General features: G+C 40.5%; 23 protein-coding genes and 2 pseudogenes. 20 read left to right on the forward strand and 5 right to left on the reverse strand.

Translation table 11 applies throughout. From position 1 onward, the window contains the following. Positions 1–108: 108 nt before the first annotated feature. Positions 109–975 (reverse strand): transglutaminase domain-containing protein, encoded by an 867-nt coding sequence (locus HMPREF1548_RS02445; RefSeq protein ID WP_021634118.1) that lies wholly within the window; start codon positions 973–975, stop codon positions 109–111. Positions 976–1434: 459 nt separating this feature from the next. Here HMPREF1548_RS02445 and HMPREF1548_RS02450 point away from each other — a divergent pair, with 459 nt between their 5' ends. From HMPREF1548_RS02450 to HMPREF1548_RS02480, 7 genes are all read left to right on the forward strand, one after another. Further along, positions 1435–1839, forward strand: coding sequence for a NifB/NifX family molybdenum-iron cluster-binding protein (locus HMPREF1548_RS02450; RefSeq protein ID WP_021634119.1), 405 nt, complete (start codon positions 1435–1437; stop codon positions 1837–1839). A 491-nt stretch (positions 1840–2330) separates the two neighbouring features. Continuing rightward, positions 2331–2738 carry a hypothetical protein gene (locus HMPREF1548_RS02455; protein ID WP_021634122.1) on the forward strand — a complete coding sequence of 136 codons (408 nt, stop codon included), beginning with the start codon at positions 2331–2333 and terminating at the stop codon, positions 2736–2738. 304 nt (positions 2739–3042) lie between these two features. Further along, complete coding sequence (locus HMPREF1548_RS02460; protein WP_021634125.1) at positions 3043–3606, forward strand: GNAT family N-acetyltransferase; 564 nt, start codon at positions 3043–3045, stop codon at positions 3604–3606. 388 nt (positions 3607–3994) lie between these two features. Continuing rightward, positions 3995–5374: a S1C family serine protease gene (locus HMPREF1548_RS02465; protein WP_021634127.1), complete on the forward strand. Its 1380-nt coding sequence runs from the start codon at positions 3995–3997 to the stop codon at positions 5372–5374. 98 nt (positions 5375–5472) lie between these two features. Further along, positions 5473–6417, forward strand: coding sequence for a 3'-5' exoribonuclease YhaM family protein (locus HMPREF1548_RS02470; RefSeq protein WP_021634128.1), 945 nt, complete (start codon positions 5473–5475; stop codon positions 6415–6417). A gap of 6 nt (positions 6418–6423) precedes the next feature. Further along, entirely contained in the window at positions 6424–7812 is a 1389-nt protein-coding gene (rlmD, locus tag HMPREF1548_RS02475) for a 23S rRNA (uracil(1939)-C(5))-methyltransferase RlmD (protein WP_021634129.1), read from the forward strand. Positions 7813–7908: 96 nt separating this feature from the next. Beyond that, the gene (locus HMPREF1548_RS02480; RefSeq protein ID WP_021634130.1) at positions 7909–9945 is read left to right on the forward strand and encodes a DUF262 domain-containing protein; all 2037 of its coding nucleotides are present in this window, start codon (positions 7909–7911) and stop codon (positions 9943–9945) included. A 343-nt stretch (positions 9946–10288) separates the two neighbouring features. On the opposite strand, the pseudogene HMPREF1548_RS02485 reads toward HMPREF1548_RS02480, so the two are convergent. Continuing rightward, positions 10289–11494, reverse strand: a pseudogene (locus tag HMPREF1548_RS02485) (IS256 family transposase). A gap of 113 nt (positions 11495–11607) precedes the next feature. Here HMPREF1548_RS02485 and HMPREF1548_RS02490 point away from each other — a divergent pair. The 10 genes and pseudogenes from HMPREF1548_RS02490 (at position 11608) to HMPREF1548_RS02535 (ending at position 20278) form a co-directional block, all read left to right on the forward strand. Further along, positions 11608–12600, forward strand: coding sequence for a virulence RhuM family protein (locus HMPREF1548_RS02490; protein WP_035320759.1), 993 nt, complete (start codon positions 11608–11610; stop codon positions 12598–12600). A gap of 461 nt (positions 12601–13061) precedes the next feature. Further along, a pseudogene (locus HMPREF1548_RS02495) lies at positions 13062–13813 on the forward strand (MerR family transcriptional regulator). 75 nt (positions 13814–13888) lie between these two features. After that, on the forward strand, positions 13889–14617 hold the full coding sequence (locus tag HMPREF1548_RS02500; protein WP_021634137.1) for an ABC transporter ATP-binding protein: 729 nt from the start codon (positions 13889–13891) through the stop codon (positions 14615–14617). Continuing rightward, a complete protein-coding gene (locus HMPREF1548_RS02505) occupies positions 14610–15353 on the forward strand; it encodes an ABC transporter permease (protein WP_021634138.1) in 744 nt (247 codons plus the stop codon). Before HMPREF1548_RS02500 ends, HMPREF1548_RS02505 begins: the two co-directional genes overlap by 8 nt. A 149-nt stretch (positions 15354–15502) precedes the next feature. Next, complete coding sequence (locus tag HMPREF1548_RS02510) at positions 15503–15973, forward strand: DUF2971 domain-containing protein (RefSeq protein ID WP_021634139.1); 471 nt, start codon at positions 15503–15505, stop codon at positions 15971–15973. Between the two features lie 30 nt (positions 15974–16003). Then, entirely contained in the window at positions 16004–16396 is a 393-nt protein-coding gene (locus tag HMPREF1548_RS02515; RefSeq protein WP_021634140.1) for a hypothetical protein, read from the forward strand. Between the two features lie 14 nt (positions 16397–16410). Continuing rightward, the gene (locus tag HMPREF1548_RS02520; protein WP_021634141.1) at positions 16411–17460 is read left to right on the forward strand and encodes a hypothetical protein; all 1050 of its coding nucleotides are present in this window, start codon (positions 16411–16413) and stop codon (positions 17458–17460) included. Positions 17461–17480: 20 nt separating this feature from the next. Beyond that, positions 17481–19001, forward strand: coding sequence for a HEPN domain-containing protein (locus HMPREF1548_RS02525; protein WP_021634142.1), 1521 nt, complete (start codon positions 17481–17483; stop codon positions 18999–19001). A 112-nt stretch (positions 19002–19113) separates the two neighbouring features. Further along, on the forward strand, positions 19114–19473 hold the full coding sequence (locus HMPREF1548_RS02530) for a hypothetical protein (protein ID WP_021634143.1): 360 nt from the start codon (positions 19114–19116) through the stop codon (positions 19471–19473). A gap of 427 nt (positions 19474–19900) precedes the next feature. Continuing rightward, positions 19901–20278, forward strand: coding sequence for a hypothetical protein (locus tag HMPREF1548_RS02535; protein ID WP_021634144.1), 378 nt, complete (start codon positions 19901–19903; stop codon positions 20276–20278). A 12-nt stretch (positions 20279–20290) separates the two neighbouring features. On the opposite strand, the gene tnpC is transcribed toward HMPREF1548_RS02535, so the two are convergent. From tnpC to tnpA, 3 genes are all read right to left on the reverse strand, one after another. Further along, the gene (gene tnpC, locus HMPREF1548_RS02540) at positions 20291–21688 is read right to left on the reverse strand and encodes an IS66 family transposase (RefSeq protein WP_021634145.1); all 1398 of its coding nucleotides are present in this window, start codon (positions 21686–21688) and stop codon (positions 20291–20293) included. 319 nt (positions 21689–22007) lie between these two features. After that, positions 22008–22355 (reverse strand): IS66 family insertion sequence element accessory protein TnpB, encoded by a 348-nt coding sequence (gene tnpB / locus HMPREF1548_RS02545; protein ID WP_035320760.1) that lies wholly within the window; start codon positions 22353–22355, stop codon positions 22008–22010. Between the two features lies 1 nt (position 22356). Next, positions 22357–22710, reverse strand: coding sequence for an IS66 family insertion sequence element accessory protein TnpA (tnpA, locus tag HMPREF1548_RS02550; RefSeq protein WP_021634147.1), 354 nt, complete (start codon positions 22708–22710; stop codon positions 22357–22359). Positions 22711–22961: 251 nt separating this feature from the next. On the opposite strand from tnpA, the gene HMPREF1548_RS02555 reads away from it, so the two are divergent. The 3 genes from HMPREF1548_RS02555 (at position 22962) to HMPREF1548_RS02565 (ending at position 26482) form a co-directional block, all read left to right on the forward strand. After that, entirely contained in the window at positions 22962–24341 is a 1380-nt protein-coding gene (locus HMPREF1548_RS02555) for a radical SAM protein (protein ID WP_021634148.1), read from the forward strand. A gap of 453 nt (positions 24342–24794) precedes the next feature. Then, positions 24795–25874, forward strand: a complete 1080-nt coding sequence (locus HMPREF1548_RS02560) for an HRDC domain-containing protein (protein WP_035320761.1) — start codon at positions 24795–24797, stop codon at positions 25872–25874. Continuing rightward, positions 25871–26482, forward strand: coding sequence for a class I SAM-dependent methyltransferase (locus HMPREF1548_RS02565; protein ID WP_021634150.1), 612 nt, complete (start codon positions 25871–25873; stop codon positions 26480–26482). Before HMPREF1548_RS02560 ends, HMPREF1548_RS02565 begins: the two co-directional genes overlap by 4 nt. Positions 26483–26488 lie beyond the last annotated feature (6 nt).

The following is a 26488-nucleotide window of genomic DNA, read 5'->3' on the forward strand; positions in this document are numbered from 1 at the left end:
TCATAACCGTTCTGGCATTTCAGATAACCTGTATTCTACCGGAACAGCAATGCCAAAATGAAAAAATTAAAAATACTAACCCCACAGCCTTGCATATTTACTTCAAAATCAAGCTGCCGGAGGATAAAACGCAGGAACCGAATCAATATAGATATCTATCTCCAATGGGTAATTAACCTGAAAAATTTTCGGATTTTCAGCATCAGCTGGCGTCAGCATCAGAGATGTTTCCTGCAGGCCATCCTTTGTATAGGTATAACCGGTGCAGTCAAAATAGTATAGATATTCGCTTATCCACTCTGCATAACCACCTGCACCGCCGCCCTGAAAGGACAGGAATTCCACCGGCGTATCATAGTTGCCGGGATGTTCCAGGACTTCACTTAACTGTACGGCATTTAAGGGCATTCCATCCATCACGGGGATAATTCCCCATTGACCGTCGATGAAGACCCATTTTTTCAGATCTTTAATATAAGCTTCTGCCGCAACATGCCCTGCGCCGTACTCCCTTGTCTCCACATCCTGTGTTTTCAGGCCGAGGGTACGCGTGGGTATTCCCAATGCGTTGAGGCAGCCGGAGATGACAACACCATACTCAACACACCGGTATTGCTCGCCCTCCTCTGTCACATTATGTAAAATAGAGAGCGGGTCATTTTGCTCCGGTATATTATCGCCGTTATGAGCCCAGAGGTTGGTGACCCATTCTGTCACCGCCTGTACCCTTTCAAAATCATTTCCACAGTTTGTAACTAACTTTTCCAGCTCGTAGTCCGCTTTCAGTTTTTCTAAATATTCTTTATCGTAACGCGTCCAGCTGTCACAGAAAAAGACCTCCTCCTCATCATAGGAATAACGCTGGTTGGAGTAGGCCAAATCCGCATTTTCCTTTGCTGTACATCCTGCCGCAAGACAGACTGTCATCATGAGTAACGCTGTTATTTCCAGATAACGTTTTATCACAGGCGCCATTTTGCCCTCCCCTATTTGTATGGTAAAAAATCAGGATTATAGTAATGGAGCGATGCAGTTAAAAGCTGCCGCGCCCTTTATGGTAAGTATAGCATATGCGTTATATTGAAACAACATTAATATATAACTGAACAATTAATAAACGGTGGAATATTTTTACGACATTAAACATAGTGTTTTATGATAATTCTGCTTGCATAATATTATGATTAAAAATGTTGAAAATATATAATTTAGATCAAACCTGCCGGACCGCAGTATATACTGAATATGGAATAGATTAGGAAAGATACGAATATAGTTAGAAAATAACTTCTGATAAATAGTTCCTCAGTAAGAACAGTTATAATATGTCAATTGCCGGTATATTCCATTGATAAGATTGGGGGAGTTATTGACATATGCCATAAACAAGAGTAGACTACAGTTAGCATAAAAAATAACGGAGGCGTATTCATCATGAAAATTGCAGTAACCTATGAAAACGGACAGGTATTCCAGCATTTCGGGCATTGTGAGAATTTTAAAATCTATAATGTGGAAGACGGGAAAGTAACGGATTCCCAGGTAGTAAGCGCAGTCGGCAGCGGACATGGCGCGCTGGCAGGCTTCCTGAAGCAAAGGGATGTGGATACCCTGATCTGCGGCGGCATCGGCGGAGGCGCCAGAACGGCGCTGGCAGAGATTGGGATTTCGCTTTATCCGGGAGCTTCCGGAGATGCGGATGCCAATGTTGCGGCACTTCTTGCAGGGCAGCTTGTTTATGATCCGGATACCATGTGCAGCCATCATCATGAAGGCGGTCATAACTGCGGAGAGCATTCCTGCGGCGAGGACAAGCATGGCTGCAGAGGAAATCACTGATACCTGAGAGAAATAAAGAAGTTTTTGCGGGCAGCCGGAGTGAGGCTGCCCGTTTTTCATATTTTCCCGTTAAAATAATTATTCCGCGGGCAAAAAGTCAGTTCTTCAGGCCTGCATGGATACCTGGAGACTGCCGTGAAGGTCAAATAACCCGCAGCTCTGCAGCACGGCAATTTGGTACTTTGTTGCTTGCAGCAGGGTATTTGATTCAGGAATTACCTCAGAAACAGCAGAAGTGACAAAAATTGTGTTGAAAAAGCCGCGCCTTTTTGCTACCATTAGGGGTACGTATGAAAGCCTTGCGGAATTTACATCATGGAAGAGACAGCAGTCAGGGACTGGGCATATTTTCAAATATAATTCGGGACAGACAATGATTTGCCGTAGCCGGCATATTTCTATAACGAAGGATAAGACTGACTGCAGGGATATGGCCCGCCGGAAGAACTAAGGCGCAGGTCTGGTCCCGGCCGCAGGGAAAGGCAGCATCAATGAAAGTAATGGAATTTATCAATGCGCACCGGGAGGATGAGGACTACTGTGAATGCGTAATCCATCCCGACGGTGAGGTGGATGAGCCTCTTCCTTCCCACATCGGCAGGCTCATTGAAATCGCGGGAGAGGACTCCGCCACACTTAACGGACAGATGGAAAAAAATATGGAGCCTCTGTTCTGGATGGTGGAATATACCCGCTGCATGTCCGTATGGCAGACACGTGTGGTAGCGCCTTCCCACCCGGAACAGGAGCAGCAGGATGCGCTGGAGATGCTTTATGACGCCGCATTCCTGGCCCCGAAATATCTGTATGAAACGCCGGATGCCGCTTACGTGGAAAGCGTGCGTAAGGCCAGAGAGGTCATTGCGGAGAAAAACAGGCGGAAAGCGGAAAACGAATAGAACAGCGGCCGTGCGGAAGGGCAGAGAAAAGATGGAAGTGCTGCTTTCCGCACGTTTTTTATTCCCGCGAGCAACGAGCCAAGTAGCCATGCTTGCATGGATATTTGGCGACTGCCGCGAGGGTCAAATACCCACGAACTTTATTTCGTTGCGCTCTGCAGCGCTGCAAGTTTGATACCCCGTTGCTTGCAGCGGGGGCTTTGATTTCCGGCAGGCAGCAGGCCGAATCAGTGCCTGCTTCTTGTACAGAAGTTCACCGCAGCACCAGGTTTGCCCCTGAGAAATCTGAAAAAGGAGAAAAATTATGAATCATAAAGGAACCGTAACCCTGGAAACCAACCGGCTAATCCTTCGCCGCTTCCGTTTGGATGATGCACAGGCCATGTATGACAACTGGGCCAGCGATCCGGAGGTGACAAAATTCCTCACCTGGCCTGTTCACGGAAGTGTGGAAATCAGCAGATTTATTTTGCAAAGCTGGGTCGATGCATACTCAGAGAAAGATGCATACCAGTGGGCCATCGTACTGAAGGAAAACGGAGATTTTCCCATTGGCAGCATTTCAGTGGTACACCAGCAAGAGGACATTAATATGGTACATATCGGTTACTGCATCGGGCGCAGCTGGTGGCATCAGGGAATCACATCGGAAGCCATGGCAGAAATTATCCGTTTTTTTATGGAAGAAGTGGGTGCAAACAGGGTGGAAAGCAGACATGATCCCAATAACCCCAACTCCGGCAAGGTAATGGCAAAATGCGGCATGAAACTGGAAGGGATCCTCCGCCAGGCCGACCGGAACAACCAGGGCATCTGCGACTGCTGTATGTACGGCATTCTGGCGCAGGACTATTTTCAAAACAGATAAAAAAGAAAGAAATACCATCGGCAGCCCATCCGGCCAACCGTCTGAAAACGGCTCTTTTCCGGCCCGGAAAGCCCTGCCAAGCCTTTACAAGCCACGGCCAATCGGATATACTGTTAAAGAAAAGCCGGCATGTTTTCCTTCTTTTCCAACGGAAAGGAACATAAACTGTAACTGGTCAGTTAAATTAAACAGTTTCGGATATCCGCCCGTTAAGATGTGGTTTGCGAGGGCATGGATATTTGTATCCGACGAAAACCAGCATATATTTATCCTTCGCGGCAGCCATCAGACGGACAGAAGGACTCCCGATTTTCTGCGGGAAAGTCCGTTAGTCTCGTTGTCTGCGGGATAAAAAGTTTCAGGCAAAAATAAGAGGATAGTAAAAAGAATGTCAGATAATGAACGGGATAAAACATCCGTCCCCGAACCGGAATCCGGCGGAAGCTCAAACCTGTCGGAGCCTGCCTCCGGGGCCTCCAGCAGGGACATTGATTTTATCAAGGAAAAAGTAAAGGAACGCCCCATCAACAAGAGAAAGCTGCTGAAAAGAACCATGATCACCGCCTCCATGGCAGTGATCTTCGGCCTTATCGCATGTTTTACTTTTCTTGTGCTGGAGCCTGTTTTCAGTAACTGGCTGTACCCCGAGGAGGAACCCGCCCCCGTGCAGCTCCAGGAGGAAGCGGAAAATGAAGAAATGCTTCCCGAGGACATGGTTCTGGAAACTGAAACCGAAGAAGAAAAGGAATCCGCGCCCATCGCCTCCACCGTTGTCCAGAAGGTGGATATGAGCGTTTCCGATTACCAGAAGCTGTACAGCAACCTCTACAAGCTGGCCCAGGACGGCGCCAAATCCATGGTCACCGTAACCGGCGTTGTTTCCGATGTGGATTGGCTGAACAACACCTATGAAAACAAAGGCCAGACAGCAGGCCTGATCGTGGCCGATAACGGCAAGGAGCTCATGATCCTCACCGAAAAAGAAATCGTGGAACAGGCGGAAAAGGTACACGTCACCTTCTGCGACAACACCCAGGCCACAGCCACCGTAAAACAGTCCGATCCGACCACCGGACTGGCAGTCATCTGCGTCAGCCTGAGCGACATCAGCGACGAGACAAAAGAAGCGATTAAAGCGGCAAAGCTCGGCAGCTCCAACAGCGGCAGCGGCCTCCTTGCCACGCCGGTCATCGCCCTGGGCCGTCCCATGGGAACCGCTAACTCCGTGGCCTACGGCATCATAACCTCCATGGATACCGTCCTTAACCTCACCGACGGCAACTACCACCTGCTCACCACCGATATTTACGGGAGCACAAACGGCAGCGGTGTTATCATCAACTTAAACGGCCAGGTGCTGGGCATTATCAGCCAGCGCAATAACAGCAGCGACGCCAAAAACCTGATATCCGCCCTGGGCATCAGCGACCTGAAAAACAACATTGAAAAGCTTTCCAACGGCCAGCCCATGGCCACGCTGGGCATATACGGAACCGATGTCCCTGCTGAAATCCAGGAATCCCAGGGTGTCCCCGCAGGCGCCTACATAACCGGCATCGTGATGGATTCCCCCGCTATGGTTGCGGGCATCCAAAGCGGAGATGTAATTGTAAAAATGGGAACTGAGGAAATCACTTCATTCAAAGAATACAAGGAAGAAATGATGACACTCCTCCCTGATTCCCAAATCACCCTCACCGTCATGCGCCAGGTGCAGGATGAATATCAGGAAATGACAGTGGATGTTATCCTGGAAACCTTAAAATAGGAAATTAAGAAACAAACTATAAACCAATATTTTTTATAAAATCCAATTTAGAAAAAATACTGTAAAAAGAACGGGCCTGAAGGCAGAATGGAGAAAAAATGAAATATATAAAAGACTTAAAAGAAGGCGACAGAGTATTCGATATATACCTCTGCAAACATAAGCAGTCAGCGGTGACCAAAAACGGTAAGGCTTACGACAATGTGATACTTCAGGACAAAACCGGCACCATTGACGCCAAGATCTGGGATCCCAACAGCGCGGGCATTGCCGAATTCGACAGCCTGGATTACATAGAGGTATACGGCGATGTCAACTCCTTCCAGGGCTCTCTGCAAATCAGCGTAAAAAGAGTCCGCCTCTGCCAGGAGGGAGAATACGATCCTGCCGATTACCTTCCTGTAAGCGCTAAAAATATCGACGACATGTACAAAGAACTGCTTGGTTTTATCGGCCGCGTGGAAAACCAGTACCTGAGAAAGCTGCTGGAAACCTTCTTTGTGGAAGACGAAGCCTTTATGAAGGCCTTCCGTTCCTCCTCCGCAGCCAAAACCGTACATCACGGCTTTGTAGGCGGCCTTCTGGAACACACCCTCAGCGTCACCAGACTCTGCGAATACTACTGCGCAGCCTACCCGTTGCTGAAAAAAGACCTCCTGATCACGGCAGCCATCTGCCATGACATCGGAAAAACAAGAGAAATCTCCCTCTTCCCTGAAAACGACTACACCGACGACGGCCAGCTTCTGGGCCACATCGTCATGGGAACGGAAATGATAGGCCAGAAAGCCCGCACAATACCCGGCTTCCCGCCGGTTCTGGAAGCGGAGCTGAAACACTGCATCCTGGCGCACCACGGCGAATACGAATACGGATCCCCCAAAAAACCGGCCCTGATCGAAGCGGCTGCTCTGAACCTGGCTGACAACACCGACGCAAAGATGGAAACCTTCATGGAAGCCCTTCAGAATGCAAAGGATACCGGCTGGCTTGGCTACAACAGATTATTTGAATCCAACATCAGAATGACACGGATGGAGTAAAGCACGATGGAAATAAAAAAGAATGACATTCTCACAGTGGAGATAACGGACACCGGGATCGAAGGCGAAGGAATAGGAAAAACCGACGGTTTTATTCTGTTTGTCAAAGATGCGGTTATCGGCGACACGGTACAGGTGAAGGTCATGAAAGCGAAGAAAAACTATGCCTATGCAAAGCTGGAGAAGGTACTTGTGCCTTCTCCTTTTCGTGTTCAGCCCCCCTGCCCCTTCCACCGCCAATGCGGCGGCTGCCAGCTTCAGCCGCTCTCCTATGAAAAACAGCTGGAATTTAAACAGAATAAAATAAGGAACAACCTCATCCGAATCGGCGGATTTTCCCCGGAACACATCGATGCCTGCATGGAACCAATTATTGGAATGGAAGACCCCTGGCACTACCGGAATAAGGCACAGTTCCCCTTTGGATATGACAAAGAAGGAAACGTGGTAACGGGTTTTTACGCCGGAAGAAGCCACAACATCATCGCCAATACGGACTGCGCCCTGGGCGTGGAGGAAAATAAGACGGTTCTGGAAACCATCCTTGCCTATATGAAAAAATATGGAGTTTCCGCCTACGACGAGACTTCCGGAAAGGGACTAATCCGCCATGTGCTGATAAGAAAGGGCTTTGCCAGCGGCCAGCTCATGGCCTGCATCGTTATAAATGGGAACAAGCTGCCGGAGGAAAAGGCGCTGGCGGAGGAGCTGTGGAAAATCCCCGGGATGACCAGCGTATCCATAAATGTAAACACTGAGAGAACCAATGTGATTCTGGGCAAAAAGGTGCGGGTTTTGAAGGGCGAAGAGAAGATCGAGGATACCATCGGAGACGTGGTATTTCGGATATCCCCGCTGTCTTTCTATCAGGTGAACCCGGTACAGACGAATAAGCTGTATGGACAGGCCTTAGAGTATGCGGGCCTGACCGGGGAAGAAACAGTTTGGGATCTGTACTGCGGGATTGGTACTATCTCATTGTTCCTGGCAAAAAAAGCGAAGAAAGTGTATGGCGTGGAGATTGTGCCGGAGGCGATTGCTGATGCGAAGGAGAACGCCGCCAGGAACGGAATAACAAACGCGGAATTTTTCGTCGGGAAGGCGGAAGAAGTGCTTCCTCAGAAATATGAGGAGGATGGGGTTTATGCGGATGTGATCGTGGTGGACCCGCCTCGGAAGGGGTGCGATGAGAAGTGCCTCGAAACCATGGTGCGGATGCGGCCGGAGAGGATTGTGTATGTGAGCTGCGATTCGGCTACGCTGGCAAGGGATTTGAAGTATTTGGGGGAGATGGGGTATGAGGTGAGGAAGTGGAGAGGGTGTGATATGTTTCCGGGGACTATTCATTGTGAGGTTTGTGTCGAATTACGTCGAAAATTAGAGCAGTTAGTATAAAAACGTAAAAACAAGAATGGTGAAATGAAACAATTGATAAGAGATATTTAATAAAGATGATTACTATACAATATTGGAGAAAGAAGAAAGATACATATGAAGGCAGATAATTTGAGCTTTTTAGAGTTTATTGGTGCCGGAAAAAGAACCTTTTATATCCCGGTGTATCAAAGAAATTATGACTGGAAGAGAATGCAATGCATTACATTGTTCAGAGATATTGAAATTATTGCATCAGATCAGAATAGAAATAGCCATTTTTTAGGAACAATAGTATATGTAGAAGGGGATTCTACAGCAAATTTTAGACAATTCATTGTAATTGACGGACAACAGCGGCTGACTTCTATTATGATATTGTTGAAAGCAATTTTGGACTCTACCACGATTGAGGAATTAAAAATTGAAATAAAAGAAAGTTATTTGACAAATAGATTTAGCCCCGAAGCATTAAGAATTAAGTTAAAACCAATGAAATCAGATTCATGCAATTTTCAAAAGCTAATAAATGATCAAATTGACGATATGGAAGAGTCACAGATTTTATTGAATTATAATTTATTTATGGATTTAATTAAGGAGTCCTGTCTGTCTCCAGAAGAAATATATCAAGGGATACAGAAGTTGGAAATAGTATATATTCAGTTATCAAAAGAGAAGGAAAATCCCCAACTGATTTTTGAGTCATTAAATTCTACAGGGTTGGATTTAACACAAGCAGATCTTATTAGAAATTATTTATTAATGGGACAAGACTATGAATATCAAGAAAGATTATATAATAATTATTGGCTTAAATTAGAAAAATTACTCCCAGATGTAATGATATCGGATTACATTCGAGATTATTTAACTCTAAAAACAGGCATAATTCCCAATAAAGATAGAGTTTATAATAGTTTTAAAGAATACTATGAAAGCCTGGATAATTATGACGTAGAAGGATTCCTCGAGGAATTAACAACTTATGGAGAATATTACAGTTGGTTTAAATATTGTAATAGTCCTGATGAAGAAGTGAATTTGAAATTATCAGAATTACAGAGATTAAAATCAACAACGGTTTATCCATTTATGTTAAATATCTTTGAGGATTGTTATATGTATCATAATATTGATGTAGAAATGATATGTAAAACATTGAAGATAATCTTATCATACGTTATGAGAAGATTATTGTGTGAAATGCCTACGAATGCGTTAAATAAAGTGTTTGCTTCAATGGCAAAAGATATTGAACAATATAAAGATAAGGTATTATGCGATAGGGTTGCAGTAGTATTGGCAAGTAAGAAAGGTAAAGTAGCTTTTCCAAATGATAATTTGGTAAGAGATAAACTGTTATTGCGTGACAGCTATAAATTTCCACATATTAAATATGTTTTAGAACAAGTTGAATTCAGGCAGGGAAAAGAAGTTGTTTCTTTTGATGAATTAACAATAGAGCATATTATGCCACAGACACTTACTGCAAAATGGAAAATAGATTTAGGTAAAAAGGCTACAGAGATATATGAAAAGTATGTTCATTGTATAGGAAATTTAACGGTTACAGGTTATAATTCGGAAATGTCTAATGATAGTTTTGAAGAAAAAAAGAAATTGTATAAAGAATCTAATATATACATTAGTAAAGCGCTTTCTAAAATAGCTTTATGGAATGAAGAAGAAATTGTTAAGAGGAGCGAATGGCTTATAAAAGAAATATGTTGTATATGGGAGTGTCCAGATGTGGTCAATTCTAGTGAATATGATATTGATACAAGGACAGAATTTGATATTACAGAGGAAGTTGACGTAACGGGGCGAACACCTTGTCAAATAGAGATATGCGGAGGAATAATTTCTGTAGATTCATGGCGGAGCTTTTTAAAAAATATTTGTATGCAAATGTATGAATACGATGCTCAGATTTTTCGTAATTTAATTCGCCATAAAGATTTTAAAGGGAGGAGTAAACGTATAATAAATGATACAGATGAGAATATGAGAGTGCCACAAAAGATAGCGGAAGGCATTTATTTAGAAATGAATTTAAGTGCAAATGAAGCGCTAAACTATGCAAAATTAGTTATTGATAAATATGAAGGAATGGAAAACGAATGCTCATATAAACTGAAGCCAATAGCTTGAGAATTTGTTTTTATACAAGTGACGAGGCTGAAAAAATTGCGTTTACACTACAACTTTGGCATACGGTGAGGTTAGTATCGAGATTTGTCGAAAACAGAATTAGTATATGGGATTGATTATTGTATGAGGGGAGGGAAAATTATTATGAAAGATTTTTCAAAACAGATGGAAATGGGAGACCGTTTCAAAGTTTGTGTAAACTCAAAAAACTGAAATAAGATAAGTTAATAGTTACGAAGGGCAAAGCCATTTTTCTGGGCTTTGCCTGTATTATAATACGAATTCCGGGTATGTCAAGCAGGGCTGCTTAGGCAGCCCTCTATACGGGCAAAACCGCTTATAATCAGGTTAACCGTTCTTCAAAAAATATCTCAAGCTGGGAAGGGAGCTGCCCCCAATCCTGGTGGTGTCCTGTCCATTTCTTCGTGATATCCATCATTGCCAGTTACAGCATTTTTAATAGGCTGTCATCACTTGGAAATACTGTCTTGGATTTCGTCACTTTCCGCAGCTGACGGTTAAATCCTTCGATGGTATTTGTTGTATAAATCAAGCGTCTGACTGCCTCCGGATACTTAAAATAAGTGGACAGATTTGCTCAATTATCACGCCAGGACTTAGCAATTTTGGGATACTTCCCACTCCACTTTTCATCAAAACTGTCTAATTCTGTTAAGGCGGTTTCCTCAGTCGGTGCTGCATACACTTTCTTCAAATCAGCCATCAGCAGTTTGCTCTCTTTGCGGGAGACATAACGCGTGGTATTGCGGATCTGGTGAATAATGCACTGCTGGATTTCTGTCCGGGGATAAACAGCTTCTATGGCCTGCGGAAAACCGGATAGACCATCGATACACGCAATCAGGATATCCTCTACTCCACGGTTCTTTAGTCCGTTCAGGATAGAAAGCCAGAACTTTGCACTTTCATTCTGCCCGACATACATACCTAATACATCTTTCCTCCCAGACAGGTCTATCCCTATGGCGATATACACGGCCTGCTTTATAATGCGCCCTTCGTTTCGTACATGATAGTGGATGGCATCCAGGAACACCACTGCGTAAACCTCTTCCAATGGCCGTTCCTGCCATTCCTTTACGATAGGCAGGATCCTGTCCGTAATACGGCTGATTGTACTGTCCGAGATGTCAATGTCGTACAGCTCCCTCATATGGCTCTCGATATCATTGGTGGTCATACCTTTGGCATACATGGAGAGGATTTTTTCTTCCATGTCCTGAGTAACGCTATTCTGGTATTTTTTGACTACCTGAGGTTCGTATTCCCCTTTTCTGTCCCGTGGGATGTCAATCTCCATATCTCCATAGCTGGTATGCATGGTCTTCTGGGAATGACCGTTTCTGCTGTTATCTGTTTCTTTGTTGCGGTAATCATACTTGGAGTATCCAAGCTCCTCATTCATTTCCTCATCTAGAGCGCCTTCCAGTATGACACTCATCATGTCACGCATAATCGCATTGACATCTGTACCGTCTTTAATCTTAATATTGTTCTGTTTCAGGTAACCGCTCATGAGTTCCCGCATTGCTGCTTTCTGTGGTGTGTCGTTTTTTCTTGCCATAAATAAAACCTCCAAACTGAGTAATGATATCTTACATCAGTTTGGAGGTTTACACAATCTTTAGGATACTCTCGGAAATGGTGCTGTATAATTCTGAAGTTGGGGAGGTATCTGTAAATGCGTATATAAAGGATGAAACGATATGGGTTATCCAAAAAACAATGGCAGAATTATTTGGTGTCCAAGTACCTGCAATTAGTAAGCATCTCAAAAATATTTTTGCGGATGGCGAATTGGATGAAGAAGTGGTTATTTCCAAAATGGAAATAACCACTCAGCACGGTGCGATTGAGGGAAAAACACAGATTTCGGAAACAGGTTTTTATAATCTTGACGCTATCATATCTGTCGGATATAGAGTGAATTCTAAAAAAGCTACACAGTTCAGAATATGGACAACTAAGATACTGAAAGAGTACATGCAAAAAGGATTTGTACTTAATGATGAGAGACTAAAGCAGGGGCGTGCCGCCTTTGGAAAGGACTATTTTAGAGAACTTCTTGAAAGGGTTCGCTCTATTCGGGCAAGCGAACGTAGAATATGGCAGCAAATTACAGATATATTTGCCGAGTGCAGTATTGATTATACAAAAGATTCAGAAGTTGCCTATCATTTTTATGCCACTATTCAAAACAAGTTTCATTATGCTATCACAAATCATACGGCAGCAGAGATTGTCTACAAGTCTGCTGAGCATCATAAAGAACATATGGGATTGACAACATGGAAAAATGCTCCGGATGGCAGAGTTTTAAAATCGGATGTAGTAGTTGCGAAAAATTATCTTGATGAGAAACAAATTCGGCAGTTGGAACGTGCTGTTACAGGATATTTTGACTATATCGAAGATTTGATTGAACGGGAAAATTTATTCACTATGATTGAATTTGAAAAGAGTGTGAATGCATTTCTTGAATTCAGGCAATATAAAATTCTTAAGGATAATGAACGAATATCACATAAGCAGGCAATTGATAAGGCACATGAGGAATACGAGATTTTTAATAAAAAACAACCTATTGAATCAGATTTTGATAAGGCAGTAAAAGATATGATAGATAAGTGCTAAAAAGGCTAAGTGTTCATTTTGGGCAGAAATAGTAATGGCTCCGCCAAGGGCAAACTGCGCCTTTTGGGAATCTTTTTCACAGCCTCAACACATGTAGAGACGATAGTATTGATGTCAAGGGTAGAGAAATAAAAGCACGAAAAAGTGTAGAAAACAAGGTGTTTCCGGGAGTTGGAACTGTTTGGATAGCAGTTTCAATTCCCGGATTTTTTGCGTTTAGGAAGTCTGTGGGAACTGGTCTACTGTAAAATATGGTGGAGAGTTGAGTAGACAGAATAGATATTGGGTATGTTGTGGAGACAGGATTATTAAAAGGGATGTCGAGTTGATAAGATTGTTACTTGGAAAAATGAGATCTATATATGATTTGCTATTCAAGGTATTCTACAGTAAACTTAAAATCCTGCACTATAACACCAGACTTTTAAAATATGTCATAATGAGGGATAGAGGTGCGTTGAATGAATACATATAAGGCAATTGACATAGCAAGGATAATCGGCATACATGTAAATACAGTTCGCTTATATGAAAAGTGCAGTTTAATTCCAAAACCAGAACGACTAAGTAATGGTTACCGGGTATTTACTGATCTGCATATTGAGCAATTCAGATTAGCGCGGGCAGCTCTGCAGATAGAAGTTCTCCAAAATGGACTTCGTAAACAGGCGGTTGATATTATTAAGGTTTCTGCTTTGGGTAATTACGAGAAAGCTATGGAATTGACCATGCGATATATTGCTCAGATAGACATCGGAAAAGCAAATGCAGAAGAAATGATACAAATTACCCATAAAATTTTGTCGGGAATTGGTGAAAAAATGTTGGAATGCAGAGGACGTATAGAAGAAAGGAAGCAGCAGATGTATTAGGGGTAACGATTGATATTTTAAGAAATTGGGAATTGAATGGCCTGTTTACCATCAAGCGAACTGAAAACAGATATCGGGTGTACACTGAGGAAGATATGCTGCGATTGAAAATCATACGTTCACTTCGTTGTGCCAACTATTCTCTCTTTGCTATTTTGAGAATGATTCGGGCCTTATCGGATGATCCGCAGACCAATATACGAGAAGCTATTGATACGCTAAAGGAGGATGATGATATCATAAGGGCTTGTGATAAGTTATTGCCCTCATTGAATGAGGCAAAAAGCAATGCTTTTTATGTGGCTTGTCAGATTGAAAAGGTGAAAAAATTATCAGAATAAAACCCTACAGTTACCCACCGCAGTTGGATTGGATGCTAATCTTTATTTTACTTATAAAATAAGGAGGCCTGTGAAATGGAAAAAACAATCCAAATTTCTGGGCTGAGTAAATCTTATGACGGAAAGAAAGTGATTGAGAATCTCAGCTTCTCAGTCGCAGCGGGTGAAGTGTATGGTTTGCTTGGAGCAAATGACGTGGGCAAGAGTACTACAATAGAATGTATTCTTGGGACAAAGAAAGCAGATTCGGTAACGGTTCGTATTTTGGGGTTAGACCCGTGGACGGAGCAAAAGCAGCTTTTTAAACAGGTTGGGGTACAGTTCCAGGAAGCCAATTATCCAGACAAGATCAAGGTAAAAGAATTGTGTGAGGAAACAACCTGCCTTTACAGGCATCCAATGGCATACGAAGAGTTGCTACACAAATTTGGTTTGTCGGAAAAGGAAAACACTATTGTAAACGAGTTGGCCAGAGGACAGAAGCAGAAATTATTTATTGTGCTGTCCCTCATCACTAATCCCAGGGTGGTCTTTTTGGATGAGCTTACCGCAGGACTTGACACAAAAGCGAGAAGGGGTGCTTGGAAAAGCCTGCAGGAGTTAAAGAAACATGGCTTGACAATATTTCTATCCTCTCATTTCATGGATGAGGTAGAAATTCTTTGTGACCGGATTGGTATCCTGAAGGATGGTGGATTTGTTTTTGAAGGAACTATGAAAGAAGCGGTAGCATTAAGTCCCTATGAAAAATTGGAAGATGCGTATTTATGGTTTACTGGAGAGGAGGAAGAGGAAAATGAATAAATTTTTTACAATGTTGAAAACAGAACTGAAGTTATCTTTCCGGGGAATGGACATGGTTATTTTTGCTCTCTGTATGCCGGTAGTGGTTGCCATAATTTGGGGAGTCATTTATGGCACCAAAACAGTATCTCCCGGAGTAGAATATACTTTTTTGGAACAGTCATTCGGGGCATTATCTACCATTGCGATTTGTGCAGGCGGCGTAATGGGGCTTGCGCTATTGATTTCTGAATATCGCCAGAAAAAGATATTAAAAAGATATAAAATTACGCCTACAAGCCCTGCATTTCTGCTTGCAGTGTGGGTGACGATTTACGCGATCTACGAGATACTGTCCTTGTGCCTTGTTTTTGGAGTTTTATCCATAGTTTTTGGATGTAGGTTTAACGGGTCGATTGGAATTTTCTTGTTTATGTATCTTCTGGTGATGCTTTCGATGTTTAGCATCGGACTTATGGTGGGAGGTATTGCCCCTGATACGAAAACAGTCAGCGTGGCTGCCAGTATCCTGTATTTTCCGATGTTGAATTTTTCAGGGGCAACCTTACCCTATGAAGTGATGCCGTCTGCATTGCAGAAGATTACAGATATTTTGCCTTTAACACAGAGGATTAAGCTATTGAAAGCAACTTTGTTGGGTTTACCATTAGAATCAGTCTGGTTTCCAATTACCATCATGGCGGTGGTGGCAGTTGTCTGCGGAGGCTTTGCCATTCGTTTTTTCAAATGGGAATAGATGCGGAATTTCTAGTTGACTTTATGCTGACGACGATTTATAGTGTCACCTGCCAAAGTACGGGAGTCGCTTGACTCTTGTATAATGTGAAGGTTTATAATGAAGAACAGGAGGAATAGAGTCGATTGTAAAAGAACTGGAGATTTGATATGATCCAAGAAAGATTTCAAATTAGGGGTGGCAAAATGGAACTCAGAAAGATTGAAATAAAGCAGAGGGATGATCGTGCACAGAGAGTAGTTGAAAAGCATGGAAATACTTTGTGGCATTATACAGATGTTACGGGCCTGAATGGTATGCTTAACATCAAGGAAATATGGTTTGGAAGTGCTGCTAATATGAATGACCGTAAGGAATTGAATGGATTTATACGGGATTTAGAAAGAGAAGTATTAAAGGAGATAACTGTAGAAAAAATACCAAAAGTAAAGTCCATTTTTGAAAATATACAAAATCGATTGAAACTGGAGTACCCTTTCATATTTTGTGTGTCAAGGGCTCGTAATGACGCTGCGCAATGGGATCGTTATGCCAATAACGGACAAGGTGTGGCGGTAGTATTTAATACGGAATTGTTGTATAAATTGATTTTCTATAATCGTTTTGTTATGGATGAATAATACTATGGTTATAATGCGAAACAACATAAAATGAAGAACTTATTGGTGGATTATATTCAAGATGAAAAAATGGAGGAATTTTCAGATTTAGATGGCCTAATAGATAATCTGTTGTTATGTGCAATGATACATAAACATGAGAGTTTTGCCGCAGAGCAAGAGGTAAGAATTTCACCATATTTTGTAAAAGAGAATGACCCACACCTCCAATATAAAGTATTAAATACAATCAAGCGGGTGTATGCTTTGAATTTAGGAAAATTATGTGAAGAGGAAAAAATTGATGTTGAAGATTTGGTAGACTCCATTGTATTAGGTCCCAAATCGCAACAGAATATAGAAGATTTGAAATGGTATTTTATTCAAACTGGATTACCTAAACTTGCCAATAAAATAAGTAAGTCAGATCGTCCATTGAGATAAAGAAAGGATTGTGTATGCCGAAGTTAATTGATATACCAGAAGGAACAGATATTGTTGGCGTTCGTAAGAAAATGAATAAATTGCTTTCAACAGCAAGAAATAATGCAAAACCAGATAAATGCATTTTGTGCGGAAAGCCTCAGACAAGTTTTTGTAATTCGCATTCGGTTCCTCAATTATCACTTAAAAATATTGCTGAAAATGGTAAAGTCTTGCATGCTTCTCTATTAATGGGAATAGATGTTATAGACATTGAAAAAGGGGTAAACAATTCAGGTACATTTCATTTTATTTGTAATGATTGTGATGGAAAGTTTTTTCAGGATTATGAAAATGAGCAGAATTTAAAATCATCACCGACTGATAAAATGCTTGCAGAAATTGCTGTGAAAAATTTGTTGTTGCAGTTAAGTAAACGAGGACAAGAAAAGAAACTGTATCGTGAATTGCAGGAAGAATTTCATACTTATACTAACTTAGAAAATTTAGAGGGGATTAAAGAATTAGATGTAAGGGATTACACGGAAGAATTACAGTTCCATAAGGACATTGCTGATAAAAATATTTCGGGCGGATATCAAATACTATATTGGTCTGTATTACCTTACAAAGTTCCAATTGCAACGCAGAGTGCTATAGCCTTGTCGAAAGATTTAGAAGGAAATGAAATTAATAATATTTTCGATATGTCAGAATCAGTGAGAATGCAGTTTATGCACTTGGCAATTTTACCATTAAAGGAGGAAAGTGTTGTCCTGGTATTTTATCATAAAAGAGATAAATTATATAGAAAACTGAGACATCAGATAAATAGTTTGTCAGAACAAAAAGTTCTTCAATTTTTGAACTACATAATATTTGCATACACAGAGAACTATTTTATTTCAAAAACAATCCAATCAACTATAGAATCGAATGAAAAACTTATAGAGCTAGGACAAGAAAATTCAGGGTATCCTAATATGGGATTTTTAGAGCCAGATAACCTCTTTGGAATGGGATATCAGCCTATAGGTATGGACGAGATACCCAACTTTCTGGCTCCTGATTGGGCAGTTAAGTAAGAGAGCGATAAGGAGAAATTATGAAAATAGCTGATGAGAAGATGAAAGAATCATTGACACTAATCGCGTTAGTTGTAACAGACGGGATTAAGGCGGTATATGAATACCAGAAAACCAATTCTTATATGCCAAAATATTACCGTTACCCAGAGCTGTTTTTTAAAGGAATTGAAGAAAGCGATACTTTTAAAGAATTACGAGAAAAAGTAGATACTTTTAAATATGACATACCATTTTTCCATTCTACGAACTATAATACTCCGATAGATTATGCAGAGTTATTTAGTTTGGATGGTGGTCAGTTTAAAATTGGTTGTAAGACTTTAAAAGGATATGATGAATTAATTTCTTTTTTTAAAGAGAATCAAGATGCAAGAGTAATGTTAACAGATGAAGATAAAAATATAGAATATTCAGTTGTTTCCCTGGTAGAAAACATTATTAATAGATATTTGTATGAAACGGAATTGTTTCAAGATAGTGATGTAAATAGTGATGTAGTAGAGGCATTGACTAAGAAACAATTGATTCGATTATACGCAAATCAGTTGGCTGTAGATATATGTATTCCGATTTGTTTTTTAGAGTTTGAAAAAGATAAAATAGAAATAACAGATACTATTACTATTAACCGAATGACAAAGGAGTTTCAATTAAGTCGATATAATGCTAATAGTTTTGATTCAACACAAGAAAATGAGCTGGTACAATGTGCGGGTTTCATGATACGAATAAAAGGCTATAGTGTAGAAAATAAAAAACGAGATTCTTTACATAATGCAGTATCAAATTATTGGGCATATCCAACGAACTTAATCGATGATCTGTTTGCTGCAATAAGAATTGTAGTTGGGTGTACGACAGGCTACGGACAATTATTAATTGAGCCGATTGGTTGGGCTGACAAATGGATAGCCAATATGATTCCATTATATGGTGCAACTATTCGCGCATTTAATAGGAGAGAATGTAATATTAAACTGTTCGGATATCATATTAAAAAAGTGAATCAAGGGCAGATGAATGAAATTCGAGAAATATATAAAATGTTGCGTGAAAAACGCAAAGAAGAAAAGAAAAACAAACAATTTAAAAAAGTATTTATTGCCGTGCAACGATTAAATAGATGTATGTTGAGAGAAGCTGAGGATGATACAGCATTAGATGCCATTATTGGTATAGAAACATTACTGTCAGGTGATACGCATGGAGAAATTACCTATACTATTTCAAATAGAATATCTGTTGTAGCTGCCAAATTAAAGGAATGTACATATTCGTCAGCGGAAGCACGAAAGGCTATGAAAATTGTGTATGGTTTTCGTTCAGATATTGTTCACGGCCGCGCATTAGATAAAAACAGTAAGATAACGATTCAAGATAAAGTAATAGAAACCAAAGAACTGGCCATTGAATTTTTACGTTATACATTACTTTTCATTATGCGTAATCAAGAATATCTTGATGTACAAAAATTTGAAATGGCGTTGGATGACGCATCTGAAAGTAAAGTCTTATCCTCAAAAACAAAGACGGATTAAAAGGATATTCTCTTGTATGTTTCCACTCACGTCCAAACGTATAAAATTAGTGGTGGATTAAGTCGGACGGAGTGAAAGGGTATTTGACATTCATACTGTCCTATCGAGCCATGTGGAGACGGAAGAAATTAAAGATATAGATGGCAATTTACTTGCTTGGTTATGGTTAGGTGTATCTCATTTTAAAGCTGCTATAATAAAAGATTGCCATATGAGAGGGTTAAGATTAAGAAAAGAAAATATTCAAATTGGAAATGAAGATGCACTTCAAAAGTTCTTTAAAGAAGATAGAGGAAATCATTACTTTATTGGCGAAGTGTTTGTTGTAGCAAAGGAATTAATTCCTAATTCTCAAAGGGATCACTTCAATGAAAATGAAACAAGATTACGATTTGAAAGAGAATTAAGACGTTATTTTAATGAGGAACTTTCAATAATTTATTATGAAGGTTCTGCTATTAATAGTGCTTAAAAAAAAATAGAATCTTTTGAAAAAAAAGAGGCTGAATTTAGCCGAAAAGAAAGTGCAGGCGAGTTTATTGATAATAGGCATAGGGATAATGAACTTGTTGAACTTGAAAAGTTAAAAGTAGAAGCTGAAAGGGCCAGAGCTATAATTGAAAAGAAAAAGCATAATACAGGGGCAATTGTTAGTGCTGTTACTAGTAGAATTATTGAGAGATTAGAAAATGAACATATTAAAAAAATTTCTGAAATAAATGATACTGGTACGTAAAAAAACCGCCTAAAAAAACTAATAACTCTTGGCTAAGTGACAAATTTTCATCATATAATAAACATGAGAAAAAGCTTATATCAAAAATATTAGGAATAATTATCGCTACTACAGATAAAGATACTGCAGAGATGATTATACATAGGATAGAGGATGAACTATAATGAACCGTAAAATACTATTAATTGAGCCTCATTACAAAAATAAATATCCACCAATGGGTTTAATGAAACTTGCTACATATTTTCGTAAATGTCATGATGATGTTCGATTTTTTAAAGGTAATTTAAAGGAATTTGCGGCAAGGCTTCTTTGCGAAGAATTTTTAAGTTCTGTAGATGATAAATCACTTGGCAAACATTTTGTTAAACTATCTGAGTTTATAAAGACGGGGAAATATGCTCCTTTAGATTCGATTCCTAATTTTCGAGATAGTGAATTAGAGAAAATATTGAAAACCTATCGACAATATTTTAAGGGTAAATGCTCCATATCCAGTACCCGACTAAAAATAATGCCGCCCTTTGTGGACGGCAGATAGAAGGAAACTTGATCAGTTTTCAGAGACCTTTTTCTGGTAGCAGCATTTCGGCAGTGTCTCGGACCACGGAAGCAGCCCTTCGACATAGGACAGAGCTTCTAATTCTCCATGTTTTGGCAGTTCTTCTAAAAGGTAACGGAAATATTCATAGGGTTTCAGCCCGTTTGCCTTCGCTGTCTCTGCAATGCTGTATGCGATCGCACTTGCTTTTGCCCCGCTGACCGTATCGATCTGGAACCAGTTGTTTCTTCCCACTGTAAATGGCCGGATACTACGTTCTGCGGCATTTTTGGTCATCGGTACATAACCATCCGTCAGAAAGACTCTCAGGAATGCTTCCTGGTTCAGACAATAGCTGATCGCTTTTCCTGTGGCGGATTTCGGTGCAACGCTGCCTTCTTTTGATTTCAGGTATGCAAAAAAGGCATCTACCAGTGGGAGTACATGGTGGATACGTGCTTCCAGACGCTCGGCTGGTTCCCATTTGGTAAACTCCTCTTCATACCGGCTCATGGTCTGTATGAGCTGATGGCTTTTATAAGCAATGGATTCCCTGATGTTCAGATCCTTTTTCCCGGCAGCTTTTACCACATCAGCAAATCCCCGCCGGGCATGCGACCAGCATCCGGCGATTGCCAGATCCTCCCGTTCCTCTGCAATAGAATGGTATACCTGGTAACCATCCGTCACACAGATCCCGCTGAAGTCTTTTAGGAATTCACGGGCGTGTTCCTTTTTCCGGGTCTTCTGGTATTCGTAAAGGATGACCGGGTTTGGCTCCAGTTCACCGGAACGGTACACCCACATCCGGATCTCAGATCCTGCCGAACGTCCATCTTTGCGTACCTCTACCACGGTTTCATCCGCATGCATCACATGATGCTCCGGAAGTTTTTGCTTCATCCGGTCATATACACGGCTCAGGTACCGCTCTGCTCCCATGATCGCCCAGCGGCACAGGGTCTGTGTCGGGAGAAATACATCGCTGCGTTCAAACTCTTTGGAAAGCCGCTCAATCGGCTGCGCGTTTACATACTTCAGATTATAAATACCGGCAACCAGGGACGCGGTAGCCAGACTGTTCCGGAACAGATCCGCTGGGCGCTCTGCGCGCGCAAAATTTCCCCCATCCGCACTTACATATACTTCCACGTGATGTTCAATCACTTCAAAGCTTGCCGGATGGAATTCCAGACGTTTATATACTTCGTCGGGAAGCTTTTTGTACCGGCCATCCGGAAATGCGGTAAGCAGTTCTTCTTCCGACAGGGTATGGGTAACCACAGTCACCGGAACACCTTTGCTCTCTTCCTGACGTCTTCCTGTTTTCTTTTTCCCACGTTTGTATGGTTTCGGGAAGATATCCTCCAGTTCCGGTTCCGGGAATGCCGGATCCAGATCTATGGTCATCTCTGCCTCATTGAAAGCGAAGCAGAGCTGGCTGCACCCGTCTTCCCCGCTGGTCAGCCCCTTTTCTGAGGAACGGCCAAAACGGTGCTGGCGAAGGTTTACAACTTCTTCTGTCAGAAGGTTTACGCTTTTTTGGAGCTGTTAGGCAGCCTCTGAAAGTTTCTGGTTGGACTCGGTGGCTGCCACGAGCATTTTGATCAGTGTTTGTTTATCAAGGTCCGTAAGTTCTTTTTCTTTCAGCGAAAATGCCACCGCAGTGTCCCTCCCTTCCGTTTTCTGAGGGATAGTATAGCAGAAAAAGTCGGCCCTGCATAGTCGGTCAGCAGATTTCTGTGCAGTTGCATTTCTGGATAGAGGAACGTTCCAGTATCGTGATTCCGGTCAACAGAAGATGAAGTTCTTCCGGTGAGATCCTTGCCGCTTCTTCCTGGCTTCTTGGCCATCGGAGGCGTCCGGCTTCAATCCGCTTATAAAGCAGGCAGAACCCATCGCCTTCCCAGACCAGGCCTTTGAACCGGTCGGTACGGCATTCGCAGAAAAGAAACAGAACCTCCTTTTGAAAGGGATCCAAATGGAACTGTTCCTTTACTAACGTCGCCAAACCATCAATCCCTTTGCGAAGATCACATTTTCCACAGTAGATATAGATAGCCTGAAAACCGGTGATCTCAGAGAGAACGGAACATCATCTCTTTCAAAAAAGTGAGGATGAGATCCGGTGCATCGCTGCTTACTTCCATAACAGTATCACCACGGCGAATGCGGATTACTACATTTGAAGTCTGTACAGCAGAAGAAACTGATATCTGCGCAAATGTGCCAGAAGAATCCTGCTCCTTTGTAGGAACCGGTGTTTCACAAGGAATCCATGCCATTTTTCTCAACCGATTTAGCCGGTAATAATAGACCGACTCCTGAATTCCGTTGGTAGCACACCATTCTTTGATGGTCAGACCGCTATCGTTTCGTTGTTTGATCATTGCGGTCCAACTGGCCGCACGAATCTGCATTACTTCATTCATATTTGAAATCTCCTTTGAAACTCAGAAAACTCCAATCAAAGTATCTGGAGTTTTTTAAGTAGATTTGATGAAATCAGCATTGCATAAAATCAGTCGCAAGTCAGCCCACGGATTATGGAGCATTTACTTTTAAGGTAAATGATTTTCCAAAATTTGATTTTGTTGGTGTTACAACATTATTTACATTTTATTGGAAGGAAACGATTGATACAATAATATATGCTAAGAAATTTTGTAAAATTGATGGCAGAATGATGGTTGACGGAATTGCATCAAGTATTTTACCAGAACAGATATATGAAGAAACCGGAATCCGCCCATATGTTGGTTTGTTAAATAAGGCTGGAATAATTGATGAAGATAAAGAAGATATTATTGACGAATTACCTTTAGATTACTCAATTCTTGATGAGATTGAATATAAATATCCGGCAAACAACGCTTATTTTGGTTATATGACTCGTGGGTGTCCACGAAATTGCTCTTTTTGTGCTGTGCCAAGATTAGAGCCAGAGTATAAAAATTATATTAGTTTAAAACATCAAATTCAACAGGTAGATAAGCAATTTGGTCCTAGAAAGGACTTGTTGCTTATGGATAATAATGTTTTTGCTTCGAGCTGTTTTGATACGATTATAGATGAAATAAAGGAATGCGGCTTTGGCAAAGGGGCCACTTACATTCCAGAAAGTGAATATGAGATTGCATTAAATAATCTCAGGAATGGGTATAATGAGCGGGCTTGTCTAAGAAAGATAATCGAAATTTATGATAAATTATCATCGAAGTTTTCAGAGGAAGAACAAGGTGAATTTTATCTTGAACGTGAAAGAAGAAATTTATTGTATACAGAAACAGCAACAAAAGAAGAAATATTTGGATTTGATGATAAAGTTGGTCCATTATGTGCCAAGTATTTTAGAAGAGCAAAAAGAACGAGGTATATTGACTTTAATCAAGGGGTAGATGCACGACTTGTAACTGATGCTAAAATGAAAAAACTTTCTGAGGTTGCCATTCTACCACTACGCATTGCCGTTGATCATTATTCGATGAAAGATGTATATATTAATGCCATTAGAATAGCTGTAAATAATGGTATTACCGATCTCTCAAATTATCTTTTGTATAATTATGGAGATAAACCCGAAGAATTATATTATCGAATGAAAATTAATGTAGATTTATGTGAAGAATTAGGTGCAACAATTTATTCATTTCCAATGAAATATCATCCTATAGATGCCCCCGCATTCTTTCGTAATCGTGATTACATTGGGGTTCATTGGAATAGAAAGTTTATCCGAGCTATTCAGGCTGTTCTAAATGCAACAAAAGGAAAAATAGGACGCGGGAAATCCTTTTTTGAAGAAGCGTTTGGTAAGGATATAGACGAGTTTAATAAAATTTTATGGATGCCAGAGGCGTTTATTATCCATCGCTTTAAATACAAGGATAACCTTACAATAAAATGGTGGAAAAAATTTTCAGCATTAAATGAAGATCAGCTTATATCTGCAAAAACTATTATTGCAGATAATAAATTTACAGATGACGTTATTAGAGGTATTTTTGATATTGACATTCTTGAAGTTTTGGAATTTTATAAAATCCAGCGGGATTCGCATTAGCAAATAATTTAATAAATAAATCTCCGCTTCTGTTTCAAAAGTGATACAGATGAACTGAGATTTTTAATTTGTTTTAACTATTTAAACGATTTATAATGTTCGGATTTATAAAAACTCGTAAAAATCGAATCCCCCACATGGATATTTCTCAGAGTCTATGGCAAACTTAAAAAATTACAAATTTTTCAAGGCGGATGTAAAGTTGGACTTATGTACTTGTAAACGTCAAGCTGGCTCTTTCTAAATATTACCATAAAAAGTTAGCTTAAATTATTAGAAAGCTAAAAAAGAGTAGAACCTTTTAAGTTATTTTCAAAGAACTAATTTGGATTGACATAATTATGAAAAAGTGCTTATTTATTTGTTAATATGTGTTACAATCTAAATATATTCAGAATTTATGTTGAATTTTTTTGTTAGCATTAGTTATATGTGACTCACAAGGAGAAAAACATGTTTAACAGCCTAAAGTCTCCCATCTTCTTAAAATCAACCAGCAATGCAGAACTCCAGCTCCAAAAACTCCATGAAATAGAGCCTAAACTAAACCCAGAAGGAAAAGCCCTGATACAGCAGGACATAAAATTCCTTGAATATGGTATTGCCGGTGAAAAGAATGTAGCATTTGAGCTGAAGAACAGCGGTATGCCAATGTACATACTCCATGATATTTATTTGACAGACGGAGATCTAAGTGCACAGATTGATTACATGGTATTCACTAGAAAGCTATGCTTTGTTATTGAGTGCAAAAATCTTTTTGGTAATATAGAAATTAATAGTGCAGGTGATTTTATACGTTCGATGAGTGTGGGAGGAAAAATAAGAAAAGAAGGAATTTATTCCCCAATAACCCAGAATGAGCGGCATCGCCAGGTAATAAAGAAAGTAAAGACAGAATCCAGAAATAATTTTCTGACAAAATTCCTGACAGAGCGATATTTTGACAGCTTTTATCACTCTGTTGTTGTTCTGGCGAACCCCAGGACAATTTTAAATGCGAAGTATGCCAAAAAAGAAGTTAAACAAAAGGTTATTCGTGTTGATCAGCTGATTGCCTATATAAAAGAGGCTAACAGTCAGTCAAAAGAATCAAACAGTTCAGATAATAATATGAAAGAATGGGCAGATTCCTTCCTGCAGCTTCACAAGGAACAAACCTGTGATTATACTGCGAAATATGAAAAGTATTATATTGCTAAACAGACATCAATAGTAGCAAGTGATTCGGTACAGACAGCTGCGGAAACTACCAAAGAAATAACACCGAAGTCCGTGCTGTATAGAGTTTCAGAAGAAAAGATCGAAGATACAGAAATTTTCAAAGAACTAAAAGCTTATCGCCTCAAAAAGAGCCGGGAAGAAAACATCAAGCCATATTATATTTTCAACGATGCTCAGTTAAAAGAATTAATATCAAAAATGCCGGCTACTGGAAATGAATTACTCCTCATCCCCGGTTTCGGTGAAAAAAAGGTAACCCAATACGGCCCTGCAATTCTTTCAATCCTGGAAAGGTACCGAAAACAATGAATAACCAACACACCACTCAAACCCTGAACTACTACAACCAAAACGCCGCCCAGTTCAGCGATTCCACCCAGTCCCTGGACTTTGCTTCCGTACAGGACAAATTCCTTTCCTTCTTACAACCGCAGGCACACATCCTGGACTTCGGCTGCGGCCCTGGAAGAGACACGAAATATTTCCTGTCTCACGGCTGTAGCACAGATGCCATCGATGGTTCGGAGGAATTTTGCAGAATCGCCTCCGAATATACCGGAATCTCTGTAAAACAGATGCTTTTCAAGGAACTGAATGTATTAGAAGAATACGATGGCATTTGGGCCTGCTCTTCAATCCTTCATTCCACCTATGATGATCTTAAGGATATACTGAAGAATCTTGCCCGTGCGTTAAAAAAAGAAGGCATCCTGTATGCATCCTTTAAATACGGAGATTTTGAAGGAATGAGAAACGGCAGGTATTTTATCGATATGACAGAGGATAAACTGCAGAGAATATTACAGGAAACAGATGTATTTCAAATAAAGGAAAAATGGATAAGTTCAGATGTACGCCCGGGAAGGGATGATGAAAAATGGATGAACATGATTCTCGTAAAGAAAAACTGTATCTGATAGGCA

It is taken from the genome of Clostridium sp. KLE 1755 (assembly GCF_000466465.2).
Taxonomy (GTDB): Bacteria; Bacillota; Clostridia; order Lachnospirales; family Lachnospiraceae; genus Eisenbergiella; species Eisenbergiella porci.

What these genes read in the sequence shown, in the direction of transcription:
- HMPREF1548_RS02535 (WP_021634144.1), top strand. Translation starts at nt 19,901, where the DNA reads ATGAACCGTAAAATACTATTAATTGAGCCTCATTACAAAAATAAATAT.
- tnpC (WP_021634145.1), bottom strand. Translation starts at nt 21,688, where the DNA reads ATGACCATAGATCTGGATCCGGCATTCCCGGAACCGGAACTGGAGGAT.
- HMPREF1548_RS02555 (WP_021634148.1), top strand. Translation starts at nt 22,962, where the DNA reads ATGATGGTTGACGGAATTGCATCAAGTATTTTACCAGAACAGATATAT.
- HMPREF1548_RS02465 (WP_021634127.1), top strand. Translation starts at nt 3,995, where the DNA reads ATGTCAGATAATGAACGGGATAAAACATCCGTCCCCGAACCGGAATCC.
- HMPREF1548_RS02460 (WP_021634125.1), top strand. Translation starts at nt 3,043, where the DNA reads ATGAATCATAAAGGAACCGTAACCCTGGAAACCAACCGGCTAATCCTT.
- HMPREF1548_RS02450 (WP_021634119.1), top strand. Translation starts at nt 1,435, where the DNA reads ATGAAAATTGCAGTAACCTATGAAAACGGACAGGTATTCCAGCATTTC.
- tnpA (WP_021634147.1), bottom strand. Translation starts at nt 22,710, where the DNA reads ATGAATGAAGTAATGCAGATTCGTGCGGCCAGTTGGACCGCAATGATC.
- HMPREF1548_RS02490 (WP_035320759.1), top strand. Translation starts at nt 11,608, where the DNA reads ATGGTGCTGTATAATTCTGAAGTTGGGGAGGTATCTGTAAATGCGTAT.
- HMPREF1548_RS02505 (WP_021634138.1), top strand. Translation starts at nt 14,610, where the DNA reads ATGAATAAATTTTTTACAATGTTGAAAACAGAACTGAAGTTATCTTTC.
- HMPREF1548_RS02520 (WP_021634141.1), top strand. Translation starts at nt 16,411, where the DNA reads ATGCCGAAGTTAATTGATATACCAGAAGGAACAGATATTGTTGGCGTT.
- HMPREF1548_RS02565 (WP_021634150.1), top strand. Translation starts at nt 25,871, where the DNA reads ATGAATAACCAACACACCACTCAAACCCTGAACTACTACAACCAAAAC.
- HMPREF1548_RS02500 (WP_021634137.1), top strand. Translation starts at nt 13,889, where the DNA reads ATGGAAAAAACAATCCAAATTTCTGGGCTGAGTAAATCTTATGACGGA.
- HMPREF1548_RS02455 (WP_021634122.1), top strand. Translation starts at nt 2,331, where the DNA reads ATGAAAGTAATGGAATTTATCAATGCGCACCGGGAGGATGAGGACTAC.
- HMPREF1548_RS02470 (WP_021634128.1), top strand. Translation starts at nt 5,473, where the DNA reads ATGAAATATATAAAAGACTTAAAAGAAGGCGACAGAGTATTCGATATA.
- HMPREF1548_RS02510 (WP_021634139.1), top strand. Translation starts at nt 15,503, where the DNA reads ATGATCCAAGAAAGATTTCAAATTAGGGGTGGCAAAATGGAACTCAGA.
- HMPREF1548_RS02560 (WP_035320761.1), top strand. Translation starts at nt 24,795, where the DNA reads ATGTTTAACAGCCTAAAGTCTCCCATCTTCTTAAAATCAACCAGCAAT.
- HMPREF1548_RS02480 (WP_021634130.1), top strand. Translation starts at nt 7,909, where the DNA reads ATGAAGGCAGATAATTTGAGCTTTTTAGAGTTTATTGGTGCCGGAAAA.
- rlmD (WP_021634129.1), top strand. Translation starts at nt 6,424, where the DNA reads ATGGAAATAAAAAAGAATGACATTCTCACAGTGGAGATAACGGACACC.
- HMPREF1548_RS02525 (WP_021634142.1), top strand. Translation starts at nt 17,481, where the DNA reads ATGAAAATAGCTGATGAGAAGATGAAAGAATCATTGACACTAATCGCG.
- HMPREF1548_RS02515 (WP_021634140.1), top strand. Translation starts at nt 16,004, where the DNA reads ATGAAGAACTTATTGGTGGATTATATTCAAGATGAAAAAATGGAGGAA.
- HMPREF1548_RS02445 (WP_021634118.1), bottom strand. Translation starts at nt 975, where the DNA reads ATGGCGCCTGTGATAAAACGTTATCTGGAAATAACAGCGTTACTCATG.